The sequence below is a fragment of the Streptomyces coeruleofuscus genome (assembly GCF_039532725.1).
In the GTDB taxonomy this organism is placed as follows: Bacteria; Actinomycetota; Actinomycetes; order Streptomycetales; family Streptomycetaceae; genus Streptomyces; species Streptomyces coeruleofuscus.
The window spans coordinates 600981-616121 of the sequence record NZ_BAAASE010000001.1 but is presented as its reverse complement, the minus strand read 5'-3'; the positions used below and the strand labels follow the sequence as shown (position 1 = coordinate 616121).

The following is a 15141-nucleotide window of genomic DNA, read 5'->3' as shown; positions in this document are numbered from 1 at the left end:
TTAAAACAGCGCACTGTGATCGTGCTCAGGCGGCCACGGAGCGCGAGAACCAGCCAATGGTCCGTTCGAGTCCCTCGCCCCAGCCGACGCGGGGCTGCCAGCCGAGTCGTTCCCGGGCCAGCCGGGTGTCGGGGCGGCGCCGGGCAGGGTCGTCGACGGGGCGGTCCACGAACCGGATCCGGGAGGCGGAGCCGGTGATCTCCACGATCCGGCGGGCCAGCTCCAGCATGGTGATCTCGTCGGCGCCGCCGATGTTCACGGGCCCGGTCTCGGCGGAGGCGGCCAGGGCGAGCACGCCGTCCACGGTGTCGTCGACGTAAGTCAGCGAGCGCGTCTGCCCGCCGTCGCCGGCGACGGTCAAGGGCATGCCGTCCAAGGCCTGGGCGATGAAGGTGGGGACGGCTCGGCCGTCGCCGGTGCGCATGCGGGGCCCGTAGGTGTTGAAGATGCGGACGATGGCGGTGTCGGTGCCGTGCACTCCGCGATGGGCGGTGACCAGGGCCTCCGCGAAGCGCTTGGACTCGTCGTAGACGCTGCGCGGGCCGATCGGGTTGACGTTGCCCCAGTAGCCCTCGCGCTGGGGGTGCTCCAGCGGGTCGCCGTAGACCTCGGAGGTGGAGGCGAGGACGAACCGGGCGCCGTCGGCGTGGGCCCGCTCCAGCGCGAGGCGGGTGCCGGTGCTGCCGACGTCGAGGGTCTCCAGCGGCAGCCGCAGGTAGTCGGCGGGCGAGGCGGGACACGCGAAGTGCAGGACGAGGTCGAACCGGCCGGGCAGCGCCTGCCAGGCCGCCGGGTCGGTGGCGTCACCGCGGATGAAGCGGAAGCCGGGCCGTTGCTCCAGGTCTATTACGTGGGCGCGGGAGCCGGTGGCCAGGTTGTCCAGGCACACGACCTCCGTACCGGCGTCGGTCAGCCGTGCGCACAGATGGGACCCCACGAATCCGGCGCCGCCGGTCACCAGGGCCCGGCGCCAGGCACGTCCGCTCACAGGACTCTCCTTCCACTGGCTTTCACTTGCGTGTCGGCGCGAGTAACCAGGCGAGGAGCCAGAACACTATAAACCGGACGTATACACGGTGTGTATAGTCCCGGCATGCCTTCTCTGACCAAGAAGATGAAGAAAACGGGGATCGCGTTCCGAACCGCCGGAACGCTCGCGGCGACCGCCGCCCTGACACTGACCCTGAGCGGCTGCTCAGGGCCCGACACCACGGCTCCCAGCACCGTCCGCGCACGGGCGGCGACGGACGTCCAGGCAGCCCGCTTCGGCACCGTCGACTGCCGTGAGGTGAAGTGCATCGCGCTCACCTTCGACGCGGGGCCGAGCGAGCACTCCGCACGCCTGCTGGACATCCTCGACGAGAAGCAGGTCCCGGCGACCTTCTTCCTCCTGGGCAAGCGCCACATCGAGAAGTACCCGGAGCTGGTGCGGCGGATGGCCGACGAGGGCCACGAGGTGGCCAGCCACACGTGGGACCACAAGATCCTGACCCGGCTGAGACCCGAGGAGATACGCGAGGAGCTGGAACGCCCCAACCAGGAGATAGAACGCCTCACCGGCCGGCGCCCGACCCTGATGCGCCCGCCGCAGGGCCGCACCGACGACACCGTCCACGAGATCTGCCGCGAACTGGGCCTCGCCGAGGTGCTGTGGAGCGTGACGGCGAAGGACTACCAGACGACCGACTCCGACCTGATCACCCGCCGCGTCCTCGCCCAGGCCTCCCGGGACGGGATCATCCTGCTGCACGACATCTACGACGGCACGGTGCCGGCCGTACCGGGGATCATCGACGCGCTCAAGGAACGGGGCTATGTGTTCGTGACGGTGCCGCAGCTGCTGGCACCCGGGAAGGCGGAGCCGGGCAAGGTGTACCGGTAGCGCGCGGCGGACCGGGGCTGGGCCGAGTGGGTGAGCCGGGGGCGAGCGGGGTGCTGAGCTGTGGGGAGTCCCTACGATCGTGGCGTGGTGAACATCCTGCTCGAACGCACGGTCCCGCTTCCCCTCGACGAGGCGTGGCGGCGGATCACGCTGTGGCCGCGGCACGGTGAGGTGGTGCCGCTGACGGCGGTCAGGGTGGATCCGCCCGGACCCACCCGCGTGGGCACGGTGATCGTGGCCCGCTCGGGTGCCGGGGCGCTGGCCTTCGACGACCCGATGGAGGTCACGGTGTGGCAGCCGCCGCAGGACGGGGCGCCGGGGAGGTGCCGCCTGGAGAAACGGGGCCGGGTGGTGCTGGGCTGGGCGGAGCTGGAAGTGCGGCCGGGGCCCGGGGGGCGGACCCGTGTGGTCTGGCGGGAGGAGATCCGGCTCCGGCTGCTGCCGTCGCTCTTCGACGGCGTACTGCGGCGCTCGGCGCGGTACGTGTTCGGCCGCGCGCTGAACCGTTTGCTCCGTCGTCCCTGAGGTCCCTGACGTCCCGGCGGCAGCCGGGGCGGAACTTTCGTCCAAGACAGGAGCGGCCCGGTCGGCGACCGTAGGGGCATGCGCAGTTACGAAGCGGAGAGCGAATCCGGCTGGGACGTCGTCCTCCCCCGCGACGGCCTGTCACTCGACGGCGTCCGGATGGCCGGGTTCCGTGACCGGGCTGCCGCCGGGCTGGACCTGCGGGTGCTGCCGCGACCGGCGGTGGTCGTCGTCATCGGGGTCGGGGAGAGCCCGTTCTCGGTGGAAGGTGCCCGGGGGCACGAGGACTTGCCGAGCTTCGCCGCCGCACTGACGCCCGGCCCGGCCCGGATCCGCGCCGAGGGCGTCGAATGCGTCGAGATGCGGCTGTCGCCCCGGGCCGCCTATGCCCTCCTGGGCGTCTCCCCGCGCGAGCTGGACGGCTCCGTCACCGGTCTGGAGGGCCTCTGGGGGCGGGCCGAGCGACAGCTGCGGGAGCGGCTGGCCGACGCCCCGACCTGGCAGGAACGGCTCACGCTGGTCGACCGGTTCCTCGCCGAACGGGCCGCGCGGGCACCGGCGATGGCGCCGGAGGTGGCCGCCGCCTGGGACACCATCGTGGCCCGGCGCGGACGCGTGCGGATCGGCGACCTCGCCGCGGCCTGCGGCTGGAGCCGCAAGCGGCTGTGGTCCCGATTCAGCGCCCAGATCGGCCTCACCCCGAAGCGCGCCGCCATGCTGGTCCGCTTCGACCACGCCGCCCGCGCCCTCACCGCGGGCGAGAACGCCGCCGACGTCGCCCTGGCCTGCGGCTACGTCGACCAGCCCCATCTCCACCGCGACGTACTGACGTTCGCGGGCTGCACGCCCACCGCCCTCGCCAGCGGGGCGACCTCCGCCGGCTGACCGGACGAAAACCACGTAGGAGAGGAAGACCTGTGGCGAACACCCATGCCCCGGCACCGGACATGACCGATCGTGACCGTCTCGTACGCCTCGTCTTCGGCAGCATGGCCGCGCAGACCGTACGCGCGGCCGTCCGGCTGAGGATCGTCGAGCTGGTCGGTGACACCCCACGCCCGGCAGCCGACGTGGCCGCCGACGCCGGAGCCGAACCGCAGCCCATGACCCGGCTGCTGCGCGCCCTGGCGGGCCTCGGCCTGCTGAGGGAACACAGCTTCGGCACTTTCGCGGTGGCCCCCGCGGGCGCGCTCCTCGACCCTTGCCGCCCCGACTCGCTCGCCTCCTTCGTGCGGATGTTCACCGATCCGGCGATCATCCGTGCCTGGGAGCACCTGGACGACAGCGTCCGCACCGGCGACGTCGCGTTCGACACCGTCTTCGGCACGGACTTCTTCAGCCACCTCGGCCGGCAACCGGAGCTGTCGGCGGAGTTCAACGCCGCGATGAGCCAGGCCACCGCGGAAACCGCCGCCGCGCTGCCGCAGGCCTTCGACTTCGGCCGGTTCGGCTCGGTCACGGACGTCGGCGGCGGCGACGGCACGCTCCTGGCCGGCGTACTCGCCGCCTTCCCCGGCCTCACCGGTGTCGTCCACGACACGAGCGAGGGGCTCGCCCAGGCCCCGGAGAACCTCCGGCGGCACGGGCTCACGGAACGCTGCTCCCTGGTCGCCGGGGACTTCTTCCGGTCGGTGCCCGAGGGCTCGGACCTCTATCTGATGAAGAGCATCCTGCACGACTGGCCGGACGACCGGGCGGTCACGATCCTGCGCCATTGCCGCGCCGTACTGCCGCCGGGCGGACGGGTCCTGATCCTGGAACCGGTGCTGCCCGCGGTCGTCGCGGCCGGCGGTGACGGAAGCACGTACCTCAGCGACCTCAACATGCTGGTGAACGTGGGCGGGAGGGAACGCACCCGCCGGGACTTCGAAGACCTGTGCCACGCGGCCGGTCTGTCCCTCGCCTCCGTCAGCCCGCTCCCGGACGCCGAACCGTTCTCCCTCCTGGAGGCCGTGGCCCGCTGAGCCGCCTCAGGCCACCGACCCGATCCGCCCCACCGCCTGCGACTCCGGCTCGTGGTGGATGGGCGTGTGGGCCCCGGTCAGCGAGACCCCGCTGCCGCCGCGCCTGGCCGCGACGATCTCCGAGGCGATCGACAGGGCCGTCTCCTCGGGCGTGCGGGCCCCGAGGTCCAGGCCGATCGGGGAGTGCAGTCGGCTCAACTCCAGTTCGCTGACGCCGACGTCACGCAGGCGGGCGTTGCGGTCCAGGTGGGTGCGCCGGGAGCCCATGGCGCCGACGTACGCCACCGGCAGGCGCAGCGCCAGCTTCAGCAGGGGCACGTCGAACTTGGCGTCGTGGGTCAGTACGCACAGGACCGTGCGGGCGTCGACGTCCGTGCGCTCCAGGTAGTGGTGGGGCCACTCCACGACGATCTCGTCGGCCTCCGGGAAGCGCGCCCGGGTCGCGAAGACGGGGCGCGCGTCGCACACCGTGACGTGGTAGCCCAGGAACTTGCCGACGCGGACCAGGGCCGAGGCGAAGTCGATCGCGCCGAACACGATCATGCGGGGCGCCGGGACCGAGGACTCGACCAGGACCGTGAGCGGTGCTCCGCAGCGTGAGCCCTGCTCTCCGATCTCCAGGGTTCCGGTGCGTCCGGCGTCCAGGAGGGCGCCCGCCTCGGCGGCGACCGTGCGGTCCAGTTCCGGATGGCCGCCGAGGCCTCCGTCGCAGGAGCCGTCGGGACGGACCAGCAGGGCCCGGCCCGTCAGTTCGCGCGGTCCCGACACGATCCGTGCCACCGCCGCCGCCTCCCCGGACGCGGCGGCGGTGAGCGCGGACGCGATCACCGGGCGGACCGGATCGCCGGCCCGGACCGGGGTGACCAGGATGTCGATGACGCCGCCGCAGGTCAGGCCCACGGCGAAGGCGTCGTCGTCGCTGTAGCCGAAGCGCTCCAGGACGGTTTCGCCGTCCCGCAGCGCCTGCTCGCACAGCTCGTAGACCGCGCCCTCCACGCAGCCGCCGGAGACCGAGCCGATCGCCGTGCCCTCGGCGTCCACCGCGAGCGCGGCGCCTGGCTGCCGGGGCGCGCTGCCGCCGACGGCCACCACGGTGGCCACGGCGAAGTCACGGCCCTGCTCGACCCACCGGTTCAGCTCCTCGGCGATGTCCAGCATCTGTCTCGGTCTCCTTGGGGTCGCGGCGGGCGGGGCGTCAGTGGACGCCCAGCCAGCTCTCGATCGGGTTGAGGGCGAAGTAGACGAGGAAGATCGCCGTCAGGACCCACATGAAGGCGCCGATCTCACGCACCTTGCCCTGGGCGGTCTTGATGGCGACGTAGGAGATGACGCCCGCGGCGACACCGGTGGTGATGGTGTACGTGAACGGCATCAGGACGACCGTCAGGAACACCGGGACGGCGGTGGCCCGGTCGGCCCAGTCCACGTGCCGGGCGTTCATCAGCATCATCGCGCCGATGACGACGAGGGCCGCGGACGCGACCTCCTGCGGCACGATCGCCGTGAGCGGCGTGAAGAACAGGCAGGCCGCGAAGAACAGGCCGGTGACGACCGATGCGAGGCCGGTGCGCGCGCCCTCGCCGACGCCCGTGGCCGACTCGATGAACACGGTCTGGCCGGAGCCGCCGGACACTCCGCCGATCGCGCCGCCGGCGCCGTCGATGAACAGCGCCTTGGACAGACCCGGCATCCGGCCCTTGTCGTCGGCGAGCTTCGCCTCGGTGCCGACGCCGATGATGGTCGCCATCGCGTCGAAGAACCCGGCCAGCACCAGCGTGAAGACGATCATGCCGACGGTCATCGCGCCGACCTCGCCCCAGCCGCCGAACTCCACGTCCCCGAAGAGCGAGAAGTCGGGCATGGACACCGCGCCGCCGTGCAGCTCGGGGGCGCCGGCCGCCCACTGCTTGGGGTCGATGACGCCCGCGGCGTTCAGGATCGCGGCGACGACCGTGCCGCTGGCGATGCCGATGAGGATGGCACCCGGGATGTTCCGGGCCTGGAGCATGAAGATCAGCAGCAGGGTGCCGGCGAAGAGCAGCACCGGCCAGCCGGCCAGTTCACCCGCCGGGCCGAGCGTGACGGGAGTGGCCTCCCCCTGGTGCACGAAGCCGGACTTGTAGAAGCCGATGAGGGCGATGAACAGGCCGATGCCCATGGTGATGCCGTGCTTGAGCGCCAGCGGGATCGCGTTCATGATCATCTCGCGCAGGCCGGTGACGACCAGCAGCATGATGACCACGCCGTACATCACGCACATGCCCATCGCCTGCGGCCAGGTCATCTCGGGCGCGACCTGGGAGGCGAGGACTCCGGAGACGGAGAGACCGGCGGCGAGGGCGAGCGGCACCTTGCCGACGAGACCCATCAGCAGGGTGGTGAGGGCCGCCGCGAACGCGGTCGCGGTGATCAGGCCCTGCTGCCCGAGGGTGTTCCCCGCCGCGTCCTTGCCGGACAGGATCAGCGGGTTGAGCAGGAGGATGTACGCCATCGCCATGAAGGTGGTGACGCCGCCGCGCACTTCGCGCGCGACCGTGGACCCTCTGTGGGATATGTGGAAGTACCGGTCGAGCCAGGACCGTCCGGCCGGGACGCGGGTGCCTTCACCCGCGTCTTCGGCTGTGGTCCTCGGCTCTACTGACTGCTGGGTCATGTGGGCCTACTCCCAAGTTTCATAGGGGGTTGGGACGCACGACCCGGGGGACGGCCCGAGACGAACGAAGGGGGTCCGGGGGACGCGTTCCCCCGGACGGGACTCTCCTGCTCAGGCCTCGGAGAGTGACGTGCCCGTCAGGTGCTCGGGCCGTACCGGAGTCCGGTTCAGCTCGAGCCCGGTCGCGTTCCGGATGGCCGCGAGGACCGCCGGGGTCGACGACAGGGTGGGTGCCTCGCCGACGCCGCGCAGCCCGTACGGGGCGTGGTCGTCGGCGAGTTCGAGGACGTCGACCGGGATGGTCGGCGTGTCGAGGATGGTCGGGATCAGGTAGTCCGTGAAGGACGGGTTCTTCACCTTCGCCGTCTTCGGGTCGACGATGATCTCCTCCATGACGGCCACGCCCAGGCCCTGTGTCGTGCCGCCCTGGATCTGGCCGAGCACGGACAGCGGGTTGAGCGCCTTGCCGACATCCTGGGCACAGGCCAGCTCGATCACCTTGACCAGGCCGAGCTCGGTGTCGACCTCGACGACGGCGCGGTGCGCGGCGAAGGAGTACTGGACGTGCCCGTTGCCCTGTCCGGTGCGCAGGTCGAAGGGCTCGGTCGGCCGGTGCCGCCACTCCTCCTCGACCTCGACGGCGTCCTCGCCGAGGACCTCCACCAGGTCCGCCAGCACCTCGCCGCCGTCGGTGACGACCTTGCCGCCCTCCAGGAGCAGTTCGGCCGTGGCCCAGGCCGGGTGGTACGACCCGAACTTGCGGCGGCCGGTCTCCAGCACCTTCTCGCGGACCAGCTCACAGGCGTTCTTCACGGCACCGCCGGTGACGTACGTCTGCCGGGAGGCCGACGTCGAACCGGCGCTGCCCACCCGGGTGTCGGCGGGGTTGATGGTCACCTGCGTGACGCCCAGTTCGGTGCGGGCGATCTGCGCGTGGACCGTGACACCGCCCTGCCCGACCTCGGCCATGGCCGTGTGGACGGTGACGACGGGCTCGCCGCCCACGACCTCCATCCGGACCTTCGCGGTCGAGTAGTCGTCGAACCCCTCGGAGAAGCCCACGTTCTTGATGCCGACCGCGTAGCCGACACCGCGTACGACGCCTTCCCCGTGCGTGGTGTTGGACAGACCGCCCGGCAGCTCCCGCAGGTCGGCGCCCTCGCTGGACTCCCACTGGCGCTCCGGCGGCATCGGCATCGCCTTGACGCGGCGCAGGAGTTCGGCGACCGGGGCCGGCGAGTCGACCGGCTGCCCGGTCGGCATGAGCGTGCCCTGCTCCATGGCGTTGAGCTGCCGGAACTCCACCGGGTCCATGCCGAGTTCCTTCGCAAGCCTGTCCATCTGCGCCTCGTAGGCGAAGCACGCCTGGACCGCGCCGAAGCCGCGCATGGCGCCGCAGGGCGGATTGTTGGTGTAGAGGGCGACGGCCTCGATGTCCACGTCGTCGATCACGTACGGGCCGACCGACAGGGAGGAGGCGTTGCCGACGACCGCCGGGGAGGCGGAGGCGTAGGCGCCGCCGTCCAGGACGATCCGGCACTTCATGTGCGTGAGCTTGCCGTCCCTGGTCGCCCCGTGCTCGTAGTAGAGCTTGGCGGGGTGGCGGTGGACGTGCCCGAAGAAGGACTCGAAGCGGTTGTAGACGATCTTGACCGGCTTGCCCGTGCGCAGCGCCAGCAGGCAGGCGTGGATCTGCATGGACAGGTCCTCGCGGCCGCCGAACGCGCCGCCGACGCCGGACAGCGTCATCCGCACCTTGTCCTCGGGCAGGCCGAGCACGGGCGCGATCTGGCGCAGGTCGCTGTGCAGCCACTGGGTGGCGATGTAGAGGTGGACGCCGCCGTCCTCCTCCGGCACGGCGAGGCCGGACTCGGGGCCGAGGAAGGCCTGGTCCTGCATGCCGAAGGTGTACTCGCCCTCGACGATCACGTCCGCCCGCTTGCGGGCCTCCTCCACGTCACCGCGGACGATCGGCTGGCGGTGCACGATGTTCGGGTGCGGGACGTGCCCGGCGTGGTGATCGTCGCGGCCCTCGTGGACGAGGATCGCGTCGGGCGCGGTCGCGGAGGCCTCGTCGGTGATGACGGGCAGTTCGCGGTAGTCGACCCTGATCTTCGCGGCCGCGCGGCGCGCGGTCTCCGGGTGGTCGGCGGCGACGATCGCGACCGGCTCGCCGTGGTGACGGACCTTGCCGTGGGCGAGGACCGGCGTGTCCTGGATCTCCAGCCCGTAGTTCTTCACGTCGGTCGGCAGGTCGTCGTACGTCAGCACGGCGTAGACGCCCGGCGTGGCCAGGGCCTCGCTGGTGTCGATGGACACGATCTCGGCGTGCGCGACGGTCGAGCGGAGGATCTGGCCCCAGAGCATGTCCTCGTGCCACATGTCGGACGAGTACGCGAACTCGCCGGTGACCTTGAGGATGCCGTCCGGGCGGAGCGTGGACTCGCCGATGCCGCCCTTGGTCTGCGAGCCCTGGGTGATCTTGGTGGGCGTTCCGCTGGGGGAAGACATGATCAGACCGCCTCTCCCTGCCGGGCGGCCGCCAGGCGGACCGCGTCCATGATCTTCTCGTAGCCGGTGCAGCGGCACAGGTTGCCCGACAGCGCCTCGCGGATGTCCGCGTCGGTCGGGGTCGGGTTGCGCTCCAGCATCTCGTCGGCGGCGACCAGCAGGCCGGGCGTGCAGAAGCCGCACTGGACGGCGCCGGCGTCGATGAACGCCTGCTGGATCGGGGAGAGTTCGGTGCCCTCGCCGGTGTGCGAGTCGCCCTTGGCCTGCCACTGCTGGGCGTTCTGCAACGACGTACCGCACGCGTCACTCGCGCAGGAGCGCTGCTTGGCGTAGTCGGCGAGGCCCTCGACGGTGACGACCTCGCGGCCCTCCACCTGCCCGGCGGCGACCAGGCACGAGCACACCGGCACGCCGTCCAGCCGGACCGTGCACGATCCGCACTCGCCCTGCTCGCAGGCGTTCTTCGAACCCGGCAGGCCGAGCCGCTCCCTCAGCACGTACAGCAGGGACTCGCCCTCCCACACGTCGTCGGCTTCCTGCGGACGGCCGTTGACCGTGAAGTTGACGCGCATTACGCAGCTCCCTCGGTGGTGCGGCGGGTGCCGCGGTAGGACTCCCAGGTCCAGGTCAGCGTGCGGCGGGCCATGACGCCGACCGCGTGGCGGCGGTAGCTCGCGGTGCCCCGGACGTCGTCGATCGGGTTGCAGGAGGCGGAGCACAGGTCCGCGAACTGCTTGGCGACGGACGGGGTGATGATCTTCCCGTTGTCCCAGAAGCCGCCCTCCTCCAGAGCGGCGTTCAGGAACTCCTCGGCGGCCTTGGCCCGAACGGGGGTCGGGGCGGCCGAACCGATGCCGGTCCGCACGGTCCGCGTCTCGGGGTGCAGTGCCAGACCGAAGGCGCACACGGCGATGACCATCGCGTTCCTGGTCCCCACCTTGGAGAACTGCTGCGGCCCGTCGGCCTTCTTCACGTGCACGGCGCGGATCAGCTCGTCGGGCGCCAGTGCATTGCGCTTGACGCCCTTGTAGAACTCGTCGATGGGGATACGCCGTGACCCGCGCACCGACTCGACCTCGACCTCGGCGTCCGCGGCGAGCAGGGCGGGATGGGCGTCGCCGGCCGGGGAGGCGGTGCCGAGGTTGCCGCCGACGCCGCCGCGGTTGCGGATCTGCGGGGAGGCGACCGTGTGCGAGGCCAGGGCGAGCCCCGGCAGCTCGGCGCGCAGGTTCTCCATGATCGCCGTGTAGGGCACGGAGGCACCCAGCCGCACGCTCTCCTCGCCGACCTCCCACTCGGAGAGATCGCCGATGCGGTTCAGGTCCATGAGGTACTCGGGCCGGCGGTGGTCGAAGTTGATCTCGACCATCACGTCGGTGCCACCCGCGATCGGCACAGCGGTGGGATGCTCGGCTTTCGCGGCGAGCGCCTCCTCCCAGCTGGCGGGGCGAAGGAAGTCCATGACCGGCTCTCTTCTTCGTCTTCGTGTGGGGCGTTCAGATTGAGCCAATCCGTGTGCGGCGGTCCCGGCTCGTTCATGTGCTGTTAACGCGTAGTGGACCCAGTACACAGCGCGGTGCTCCGGCGGGGTCAGTCACGGAAACCATGAAGGAGTTGGCTGGCCAGGACGGGCATCTTGTAGATTCGTATGAACGGAGGCCATCAGAAACCTCCTCGTTTTCCTGTGGAAACGCGCGACACAGCCGCGTGACCTGGGACACAGCCGGGACACGTCCGGAGGGCGACGAACCTCGCCCACCAGCCCACCGAACAGACGTTCACCGCGAACCCCACCAAGATCCACCATAGATTTCGAGACAAAGAACGGCGGCGACGAGAATGCGGCTGCGCGCACTGCTGGACACCGACGCGCTGGGCCTCAAGCTGCTCGGCGGCGAGGACGAGCTGGACCGCACCGTGCGCGGTGTGATGACCACCGACTTGCGCGACCCCAGCCGCTACCTCTCGGGCGGCGAGCTGGTGCTCACGGGCCTGGCCTGGCGCCGGGACGCCGCGGACTCGGAGCCGTTCGTCCGGATCCTGGTGCAGGAGGGGGTCACGGCCCTGGCCGCGGGCGAGGCCGAGCTCGGGAACGTACCGGACGACCTGGTCGCGGCCTGCGCCCGCCACCGCCTGCCGCTCTTCGCGGTGCACGAGTCGGTGGCGTTCGCGACGATCACCGAGCACGTCGTACGGCAGGTCTCCGGCGAGCGCGCCGGAGACCTCGCGGCCGTGGTCGACCGGCACCGCCGGATGATGACCTCGGGCCCGGCGGGCGGCGGCCCGGACGTCGTCCTGGACCTGCTGGGCTCCGACCTCGACCTGCGCGCCTGGGTCCTCTCCCCCACCGGCCGCCTGATCGCGGGCCCGAAGGCGTCGCGCCCCGCCCTCCCCGCCGAGGCCTGCGGCCGGCTGGCGGCGGAACACCTCACGGCCACCCGCACGGGCCGCCGCGCCCCGCACCGCGTGCTCCTGGGCGGCACCACCTACTCCCTGTTCCCGATCCGCTCGACGGGCCGCTCCCCGCAGACCGCCCGGGACGCCCGCGAGACCGTGCTGTCCGACTGGCTGCTGGCCGTGGAGGCGGACGCCGGGGACTGGGCGGAGGAGCGCCTCGACCTGCTCTACGGCGTCACCCAGCTGATCGCGGTCGAGCGGGACCGCCGCGAGGCCGCCCGCACGGTCCGCCGCCGCCTCGCCCAGGAGGTCCTGGAACTGGTCCAGACGGGCGCCGCCCCCGGCGAGATCGCCGCCCGCCTCCGGGTGGCCGCCCCGGTCCTGCTGCCCGGCCTCGGGACCGCGCCGCACTGGCAGGTGGTCGTGGCCCGCGTCGACTGGGACGGCGCGGAGATCGAGGGCGGCCCGGTCGCCCAGGCCCTGCTGGAGGAGATCCTCGTCGACCCCCTGTCGGCAGGCCCGGAGCCGTCCGACCGCATCGCCGTGGCCCACACCGGCGACGAGGCCATCGCCCTCGTCCCGCTCCCGGCCGTCTCGACGGAGCACGACGGCTCGGAGACCGGCGTCCTCGCGGACGCGCTCCTGGAGTCCGTACGGGACCCCCTGACGGCCGGCCTGAACGACGACGGCCGCCTCACCCTGGGCGTCAGCGCGGCCGTGCACTCGGCGGAGGGCCTGCGCGGCGCGCTGGAGGAGGCCCGCCACGCCCGCCGGGTGGCGGCGGCCCGCCCCGGCCGGGTCTGCGCGGCGGGCCACCAGGAACTGGCCTCCCACGTCCTCCTGCTGCCCTTCGTCCCGGACGACGTCCGCCGCGCCTTCACGGCCCGCCTCCTGGACCCCCTCCGCGACTACGACCGCCGGCACAGAGCCGAACTGATCCCCACCCTGGAGGCCTTCCTGGACTGCGACGGCTCCTGGACCCGCTGCGCCGCCCGGCTCCACCTCCACGTCAACACGCTGCGCTACCGGGTGGGCCGAATCGAGCAGTTGACGAGCCGCGATCTGTCGCGCCTGGAGGACAAGCTCGACTTCTTCCTGGCGCTGCGGATGAGCTGAGACGCGGGGCGCCCCGGCGCGAACACGGGGCGCCCAGGAGTCCCACGACTTTGTGAAATCCTTCACCCACCCTCTTGGCCCGGCGCCGCGATTCGTGCTGAGATGCCGCCACCACTCAACAGCTCGATGGCGTGCTCGGGGAGGGCAACGTGGCGCATACCGCCATGTCTGGTAACGGAACGACCGCCGGTGACGATCCCCTCCAGACCGCGGTATGGCGGCTGCGCTCACGCGCGTGCTGGACCGACGCGGCCGCCCTGCTGCTACCGGACACCCCCGCGGCGGCGCTGCAACGCGCGTCGCTGCTGGTGGAACGGTGTCTGTACACGGAGCAGGGCTGGGAGGAGGCCGAGGACGCCCTGCGCACCGCCGAGGCGCTGGCCCACAGCGACGACGAGCGGGGCGCGGCCGCTTGTGAACGCGGGTACTTGGCCTACGCCGCGACGGTGCTCGCGGTGCGCGACCGGGCCGACGAGGCGCGGGCGGCGCTGGGGCGGGCGGCGGCGCTGATCCCTCCGGGGGCTCCGCAGCGGGCCCTGCTGGACTTCCGTCGCGGGTTGCTCGCGGAGAACCTGGCGCGTTCCCCGCAGGCGGCGCGGGCCGCGTACCGCCGCGCGCACGCGGGGGCTACGGCGCAGTCCGACCCGTTGCTGCTGTCCTTCACGTGGCGGCACCTGGCCGGACTCGCGTTGTGGGACGGGGAGCTGGCGGAGGCCCGGCACGGGTTCACGGAGTCGCTGCGGATCCGCGAGGAGCTGGGTTATCTCGTCGGTACGGCGCCGGCGCTGGTGTCGCTCGCCGACACGGAGACCGAGCCGGAGGCGTCCCGGCTGCGGGAGGAGGCGCGGCGGTTGTTCCGGTTGCTCGGGGGCGTGCCGACGTGGCTGGCGCGGCAGTTGGCTCCGCCGGCGGCGGGGGCGGCGACGGCTTGACGGTGCTGAAAGGCGCCCGGTGTTGCTGCCGGGGCCCGGGGGGGGTGCGCAGCTCGGCGCGACGAGGTGCCGCCGGTGGCTGCCGGGCGGGATGGGTCCGCAACCCGGCGGAGCGGGGAACGCTGCGCCCACCCGTGCCGCCCTGGGGGCACCTCCCAGGCCCTTAAGGCACTGGGAGGCACGATTGCCCGCAGCTAGGCGGGACTGCGGCCCGCAGCCCAGCGGGCAAGCGGCGCGCACCCCACTCAGCCCGCGCCCGCGAAGTGCTCCCCCACCAGCGCCCGCACGACCTCCAGATCACGGGCGATCAACGCGTCCAGCAACGCCGTGTGTTCATGCGCGTCCGCCACCAGATCGGCCCTTCCCCGCATCCCCGGCCCGCTCCCCACAAGCGGCCACTGCGCCCGCCGGTGCAGGTCCTCCGCGATCTGGACCAGCTGCTCGTTCCCGGAGAGGGACAGCACCGCCCGGTGGAACCCCCGGTCGGACTCCGCGTAGGTCGCGCGGCAGCCGGAGGACGCCGCGCGGACCGTCGCCTCGGCGAGGGGACGCAGCTCGGCCCAGCGCTCCGCCGGCACCGTCCGGGCCAGCCGCAGCATCACCGGCACCTCGATCAGCGCCCGCACCTCGGCCAGCTCCGCCAGTTCCCGCGCCCCCCGCTCGACCACCCGGAACCCACGGTTCGGCACGACCTCGACGGCACCCTCGATGGCCAGCTGCTGCATCGCTTCCCGCACCGGTGTCGCGGAGACGCCGAACCGCTCGCCCAGCACCGGAGCCGAGTAGACCTCCCCGGGCCTGAGGTCCCCGGCGACCAGCGCGGCCCGCAGCGCGTCGACGATCTGCCCGCGCACCGAGGACCGCTGAACGACGGGCCGGCCCCGCGGAGCGGACGGCGGGGCGGACGGCGCGGCGGGCTCACTGTGCGTGTGCTCCCCCCGGACCACCTCGGAAGCCGCGCCGCCCCCGGGCCTCACCCGGCCCGCACCGGCCGCCCCGGACTGCTGCGGCACCCGCACCTGCCCGCCCTGCCCACCCGGCACCCCCGCCCTCGGCACCTCCGCCCCGGCGGAGCCCTGCGCGCCCTGCTTCACGGCTCGGCTCCTCCTCCGGACGTATCGGTACTTGGGGTCATTACGGCGGGTTGTTACTCGTCCGTCA

Annotated in this window: 13 protein-coding genes; 6 read left to right on the top strand and 7 right to left on the bottom strand. The window is 72.3% G+C overall.

Annotation, left to right across the window (positions count from 1 at the left end; translation table 11 throughout):
• Positions 1–25 precede the first annotated feature (25 nt).
• Positions 26–988, bottom strand: a complete 963-nt coding sequence (locus ABFX81_RS02630; RefSeq protein WP_346137569.1) for an NAD-dependent epimerase/dehydratase family protein — start codon at positions 986–988, stop codon at positions 26–28.
• 126 nt (positions 989–1114) lie between these two features.
• Between ABFX81_RS02630 and ABFX81_RS02625 the strand changes: the two genes are divergently transcribed.
• From ABFX81_RS02625 to ABFX81_RS02610, 4 genes are all read left to right on the top strand, one after another.
• Positions 1115–1882: a polysaccharide deacetylase family protein gene (locus ABFX81_RS02625; RefSeq protein ID WP_346137762.1), complete on the top strand. Its 768-nt coding sequence runs from the start codon at positions 1115–1117 to the stop codon at positions 1880–1882.
• Positions 1883–1966: 84 nt separating this feature from the next.
• Complete coding sequence (locus ABFX81_RS02620; RefSeq protein ID WP_346137568.1) at positions 1967–2407, top strand: SRPBCC family protein; 441 nt, start codon at positions 1967–1969, stop codon at positions 2405–2407.
• 78 nt (positions 2408–2485) lie between these two features.
• Positions 2486–3292, top strand: a complete 807-nt coding sequence (locus tag ABFX81_RS02615; RefSeq protein ID WP_346137567.1) for a helix-turn-helix domain-containing protein — start codon at positions 2486–2488, stop codon at positions 3290–3292.
• A 62-nt stretch (positions 3293–3354) separates the two neighbouring features.
• Positions 3355–4371 (top strand): methyltransferase, encoded by a 1017-nt coding sequence (locus tag ABFX81_RS02610; RefSeq protein ID WP_346137761.1) that lies wholly within the window; start codon positions 3355–3357, stop codon positions 4369–4371.
• Between the two features lie 6 nt (positions 4372–4377).
• On the opposite strand, the gene ABFX81_RS02605 is transcribed toward ABFX81_RS02610, so the two are convergent.
• The 5 genes from ABFX81_RS02605 to ABFX81_RS02585 form a co-directional block, all read right to left on the bottom strand.
• Entirely contained in the window at positions 4378–5529 is a 1152-nt protein-coding gene (locus tag ABFX81_RS02605; RefSeq protein ID WP_086854380.1) for an XdhC family protein, read from the bottom strand.
• 37 nt (positions 5530–5566) lie between these two features.
• Positions 5567–7024, bottom strand: coding sequence for a solute carrier family 23 protein (locus tag ABFX81_RS02600; protein WP_086854381.1), 1458 nt, complete (start codon positions 7022–7024; stop codon positions 5567–5569).
• A gap of 111 nt (positions 7025–7135) precedes the next feature.
• On the bottom strand, positions 7136–9535 hold the full coding sequence (gene pucD / locus ABFX81_RS02595) for a xanthine dehydrogenase subunit D (protein WP_086854382.1): 2400 nt from the start codon (positions 9533–9535) through the stop codon (positions 7136–7138).
• Positions 9536–9537: 2 nt separating this feature from the next.
• On the bottom strand, positions 9538–10107 hold the full coding sequence (locus ABFX81_RS02590; protein WP_086854383.1) for a (2Fe-2S)-binding protein: 570 nt from the start codon (positions 10105–10107) through the stop codon (positions 9538–9540).
• Positions 10107–10997: an FAD binding domain-containing protein gene (locus ABFX81_RS02585; protein ID WP_086854384.1), complete on the bottom strand. Its 891-nt coding sequence runs from the start codon at positions 10995–10997 to the stop codon at positions 10107–10109. Before ABFX81_RS02585 ends, ABFX81_RS02590 begins: the two co-directional genes overlap by 1 nt.
• A gap of 377 nt (positions 10998–11374) precedes the next feature.
• On the opposite strand from ABFX81_RS02585, the gene ABFX81_RS02580 reads away from it, so the two are divergent.
• Both ABFX81_RS02580 and ABFX81_RS02575 read left to right on the top strand, forming a co-directional pair.
• Positions 11375–13048 (top strand): PucR family transcriptional regulator ligand-binding domain-containing protein, encoded by a 1674-nt coding sequence (locus ABFX81_RS02580; protein WP_086854386.1) that lies wholly within the window; start codon positions 11375–11377, stop codon positions 13046–13048.
• A 149-nt stretch (positions 13049–13197) separates the two neighbouring features.
• Positions 13198–13980 carry a hypothetical protein gene (locus ABFX81_RS02575; protein ID WP_086854387.1) on the top strand — a complete coding sequence of 261 codons (783 nt, stop codon included), beginning with the start codon at positions 13198–13200 and terminating at the stop codon, positions 13978–13980.
• Positions 13981–14225: 245 nt separating this feature from the next.
• Here the strand turns inward: ABFX81_RS02575 and ABFX81_RS02570 are convergent, their stop codons facing one another.
• Positions 14226–15074, bottom strand: a complete 849-nt coding sequence (locus ABFX81_RS02570; RefSeq protein ID WP_346137566.1) for a GntR family transcriptional regulator — start codon at positions 15072–15074, stop codon at positions 14226–14228.
• Positions 15075–15141 lie beyond the last annotated feature (67 nt).

Excerpts from the sequence above, each read along its gene's own strand:
- ABFX81_RS02585 (WP_086854384.1), bottom strand. The coding sequence starts at position 10,997 with ATGGACTTCCTTCGCCCCGCCAGCTGGGAGGAGGCGCTCGCCGCGAAA.
- ABFX81_RS02625 (WP_346137762.1), top strand. The coding sequence starts at position 1,115 with ATGAAGAAAACGGGGATCGCGTTCCGAACCGCCGGAACGCTCGCGGCG.
- ABFX81_RS02615 (WP_346137567.1), top strand. The coding sequence starts at position 2,486 with ATGCGCAGTTACGAAGCGGAGAGCGAATCCGGCTGGGACGTCGTCCTC.
- ABFX81_RS02605 (WP_086854380.1), bottom strand. The coding sequence starts at position 5,529 with ATGCTGGACATCGCCGAGGAGCTGAACCGGTGGGTCGAGCAGGGCCGT.
- ABFX81_RS02590 (WP_086854383.1), bottom strand. The coding sequence starts at position 10,107 with ATGCGCGTCAACTTCACGGTCAACGGCCGTCCGCAGGAAGCCGACGAC.
- ABFX81_RS02580 (WP_086854386.1), top strand. The coding sequence starts at position 11,375 with ATGCGGCTGCGCGCACTGCTGGACACCGACGCGCTGGGCCTCAAGCTG.
- ABFX81_RS02610 (WP_346137761.1), top strand. The coding sequence starts at position 3,355 with ATGACCGATCGTGACCGTCTCGTACGCCTCGTCTTCGGCAGCATGGCC.
- pucD (WP_086854382.1), bottom strand. The coding sequence starts at position 9,535 with ATGTCTTCCCCCAGCGGAACGCCCACCAAGATCACCCAGGGCTCGCAG.
- ABFX81_RS02600 (WP_086854381.1), bottom strand. The coding sequence starts at position 7,024 with ATGACCCAGCAGTCAGTAGAGCCGAGGACCACAGCCGAAGACGCGGGT.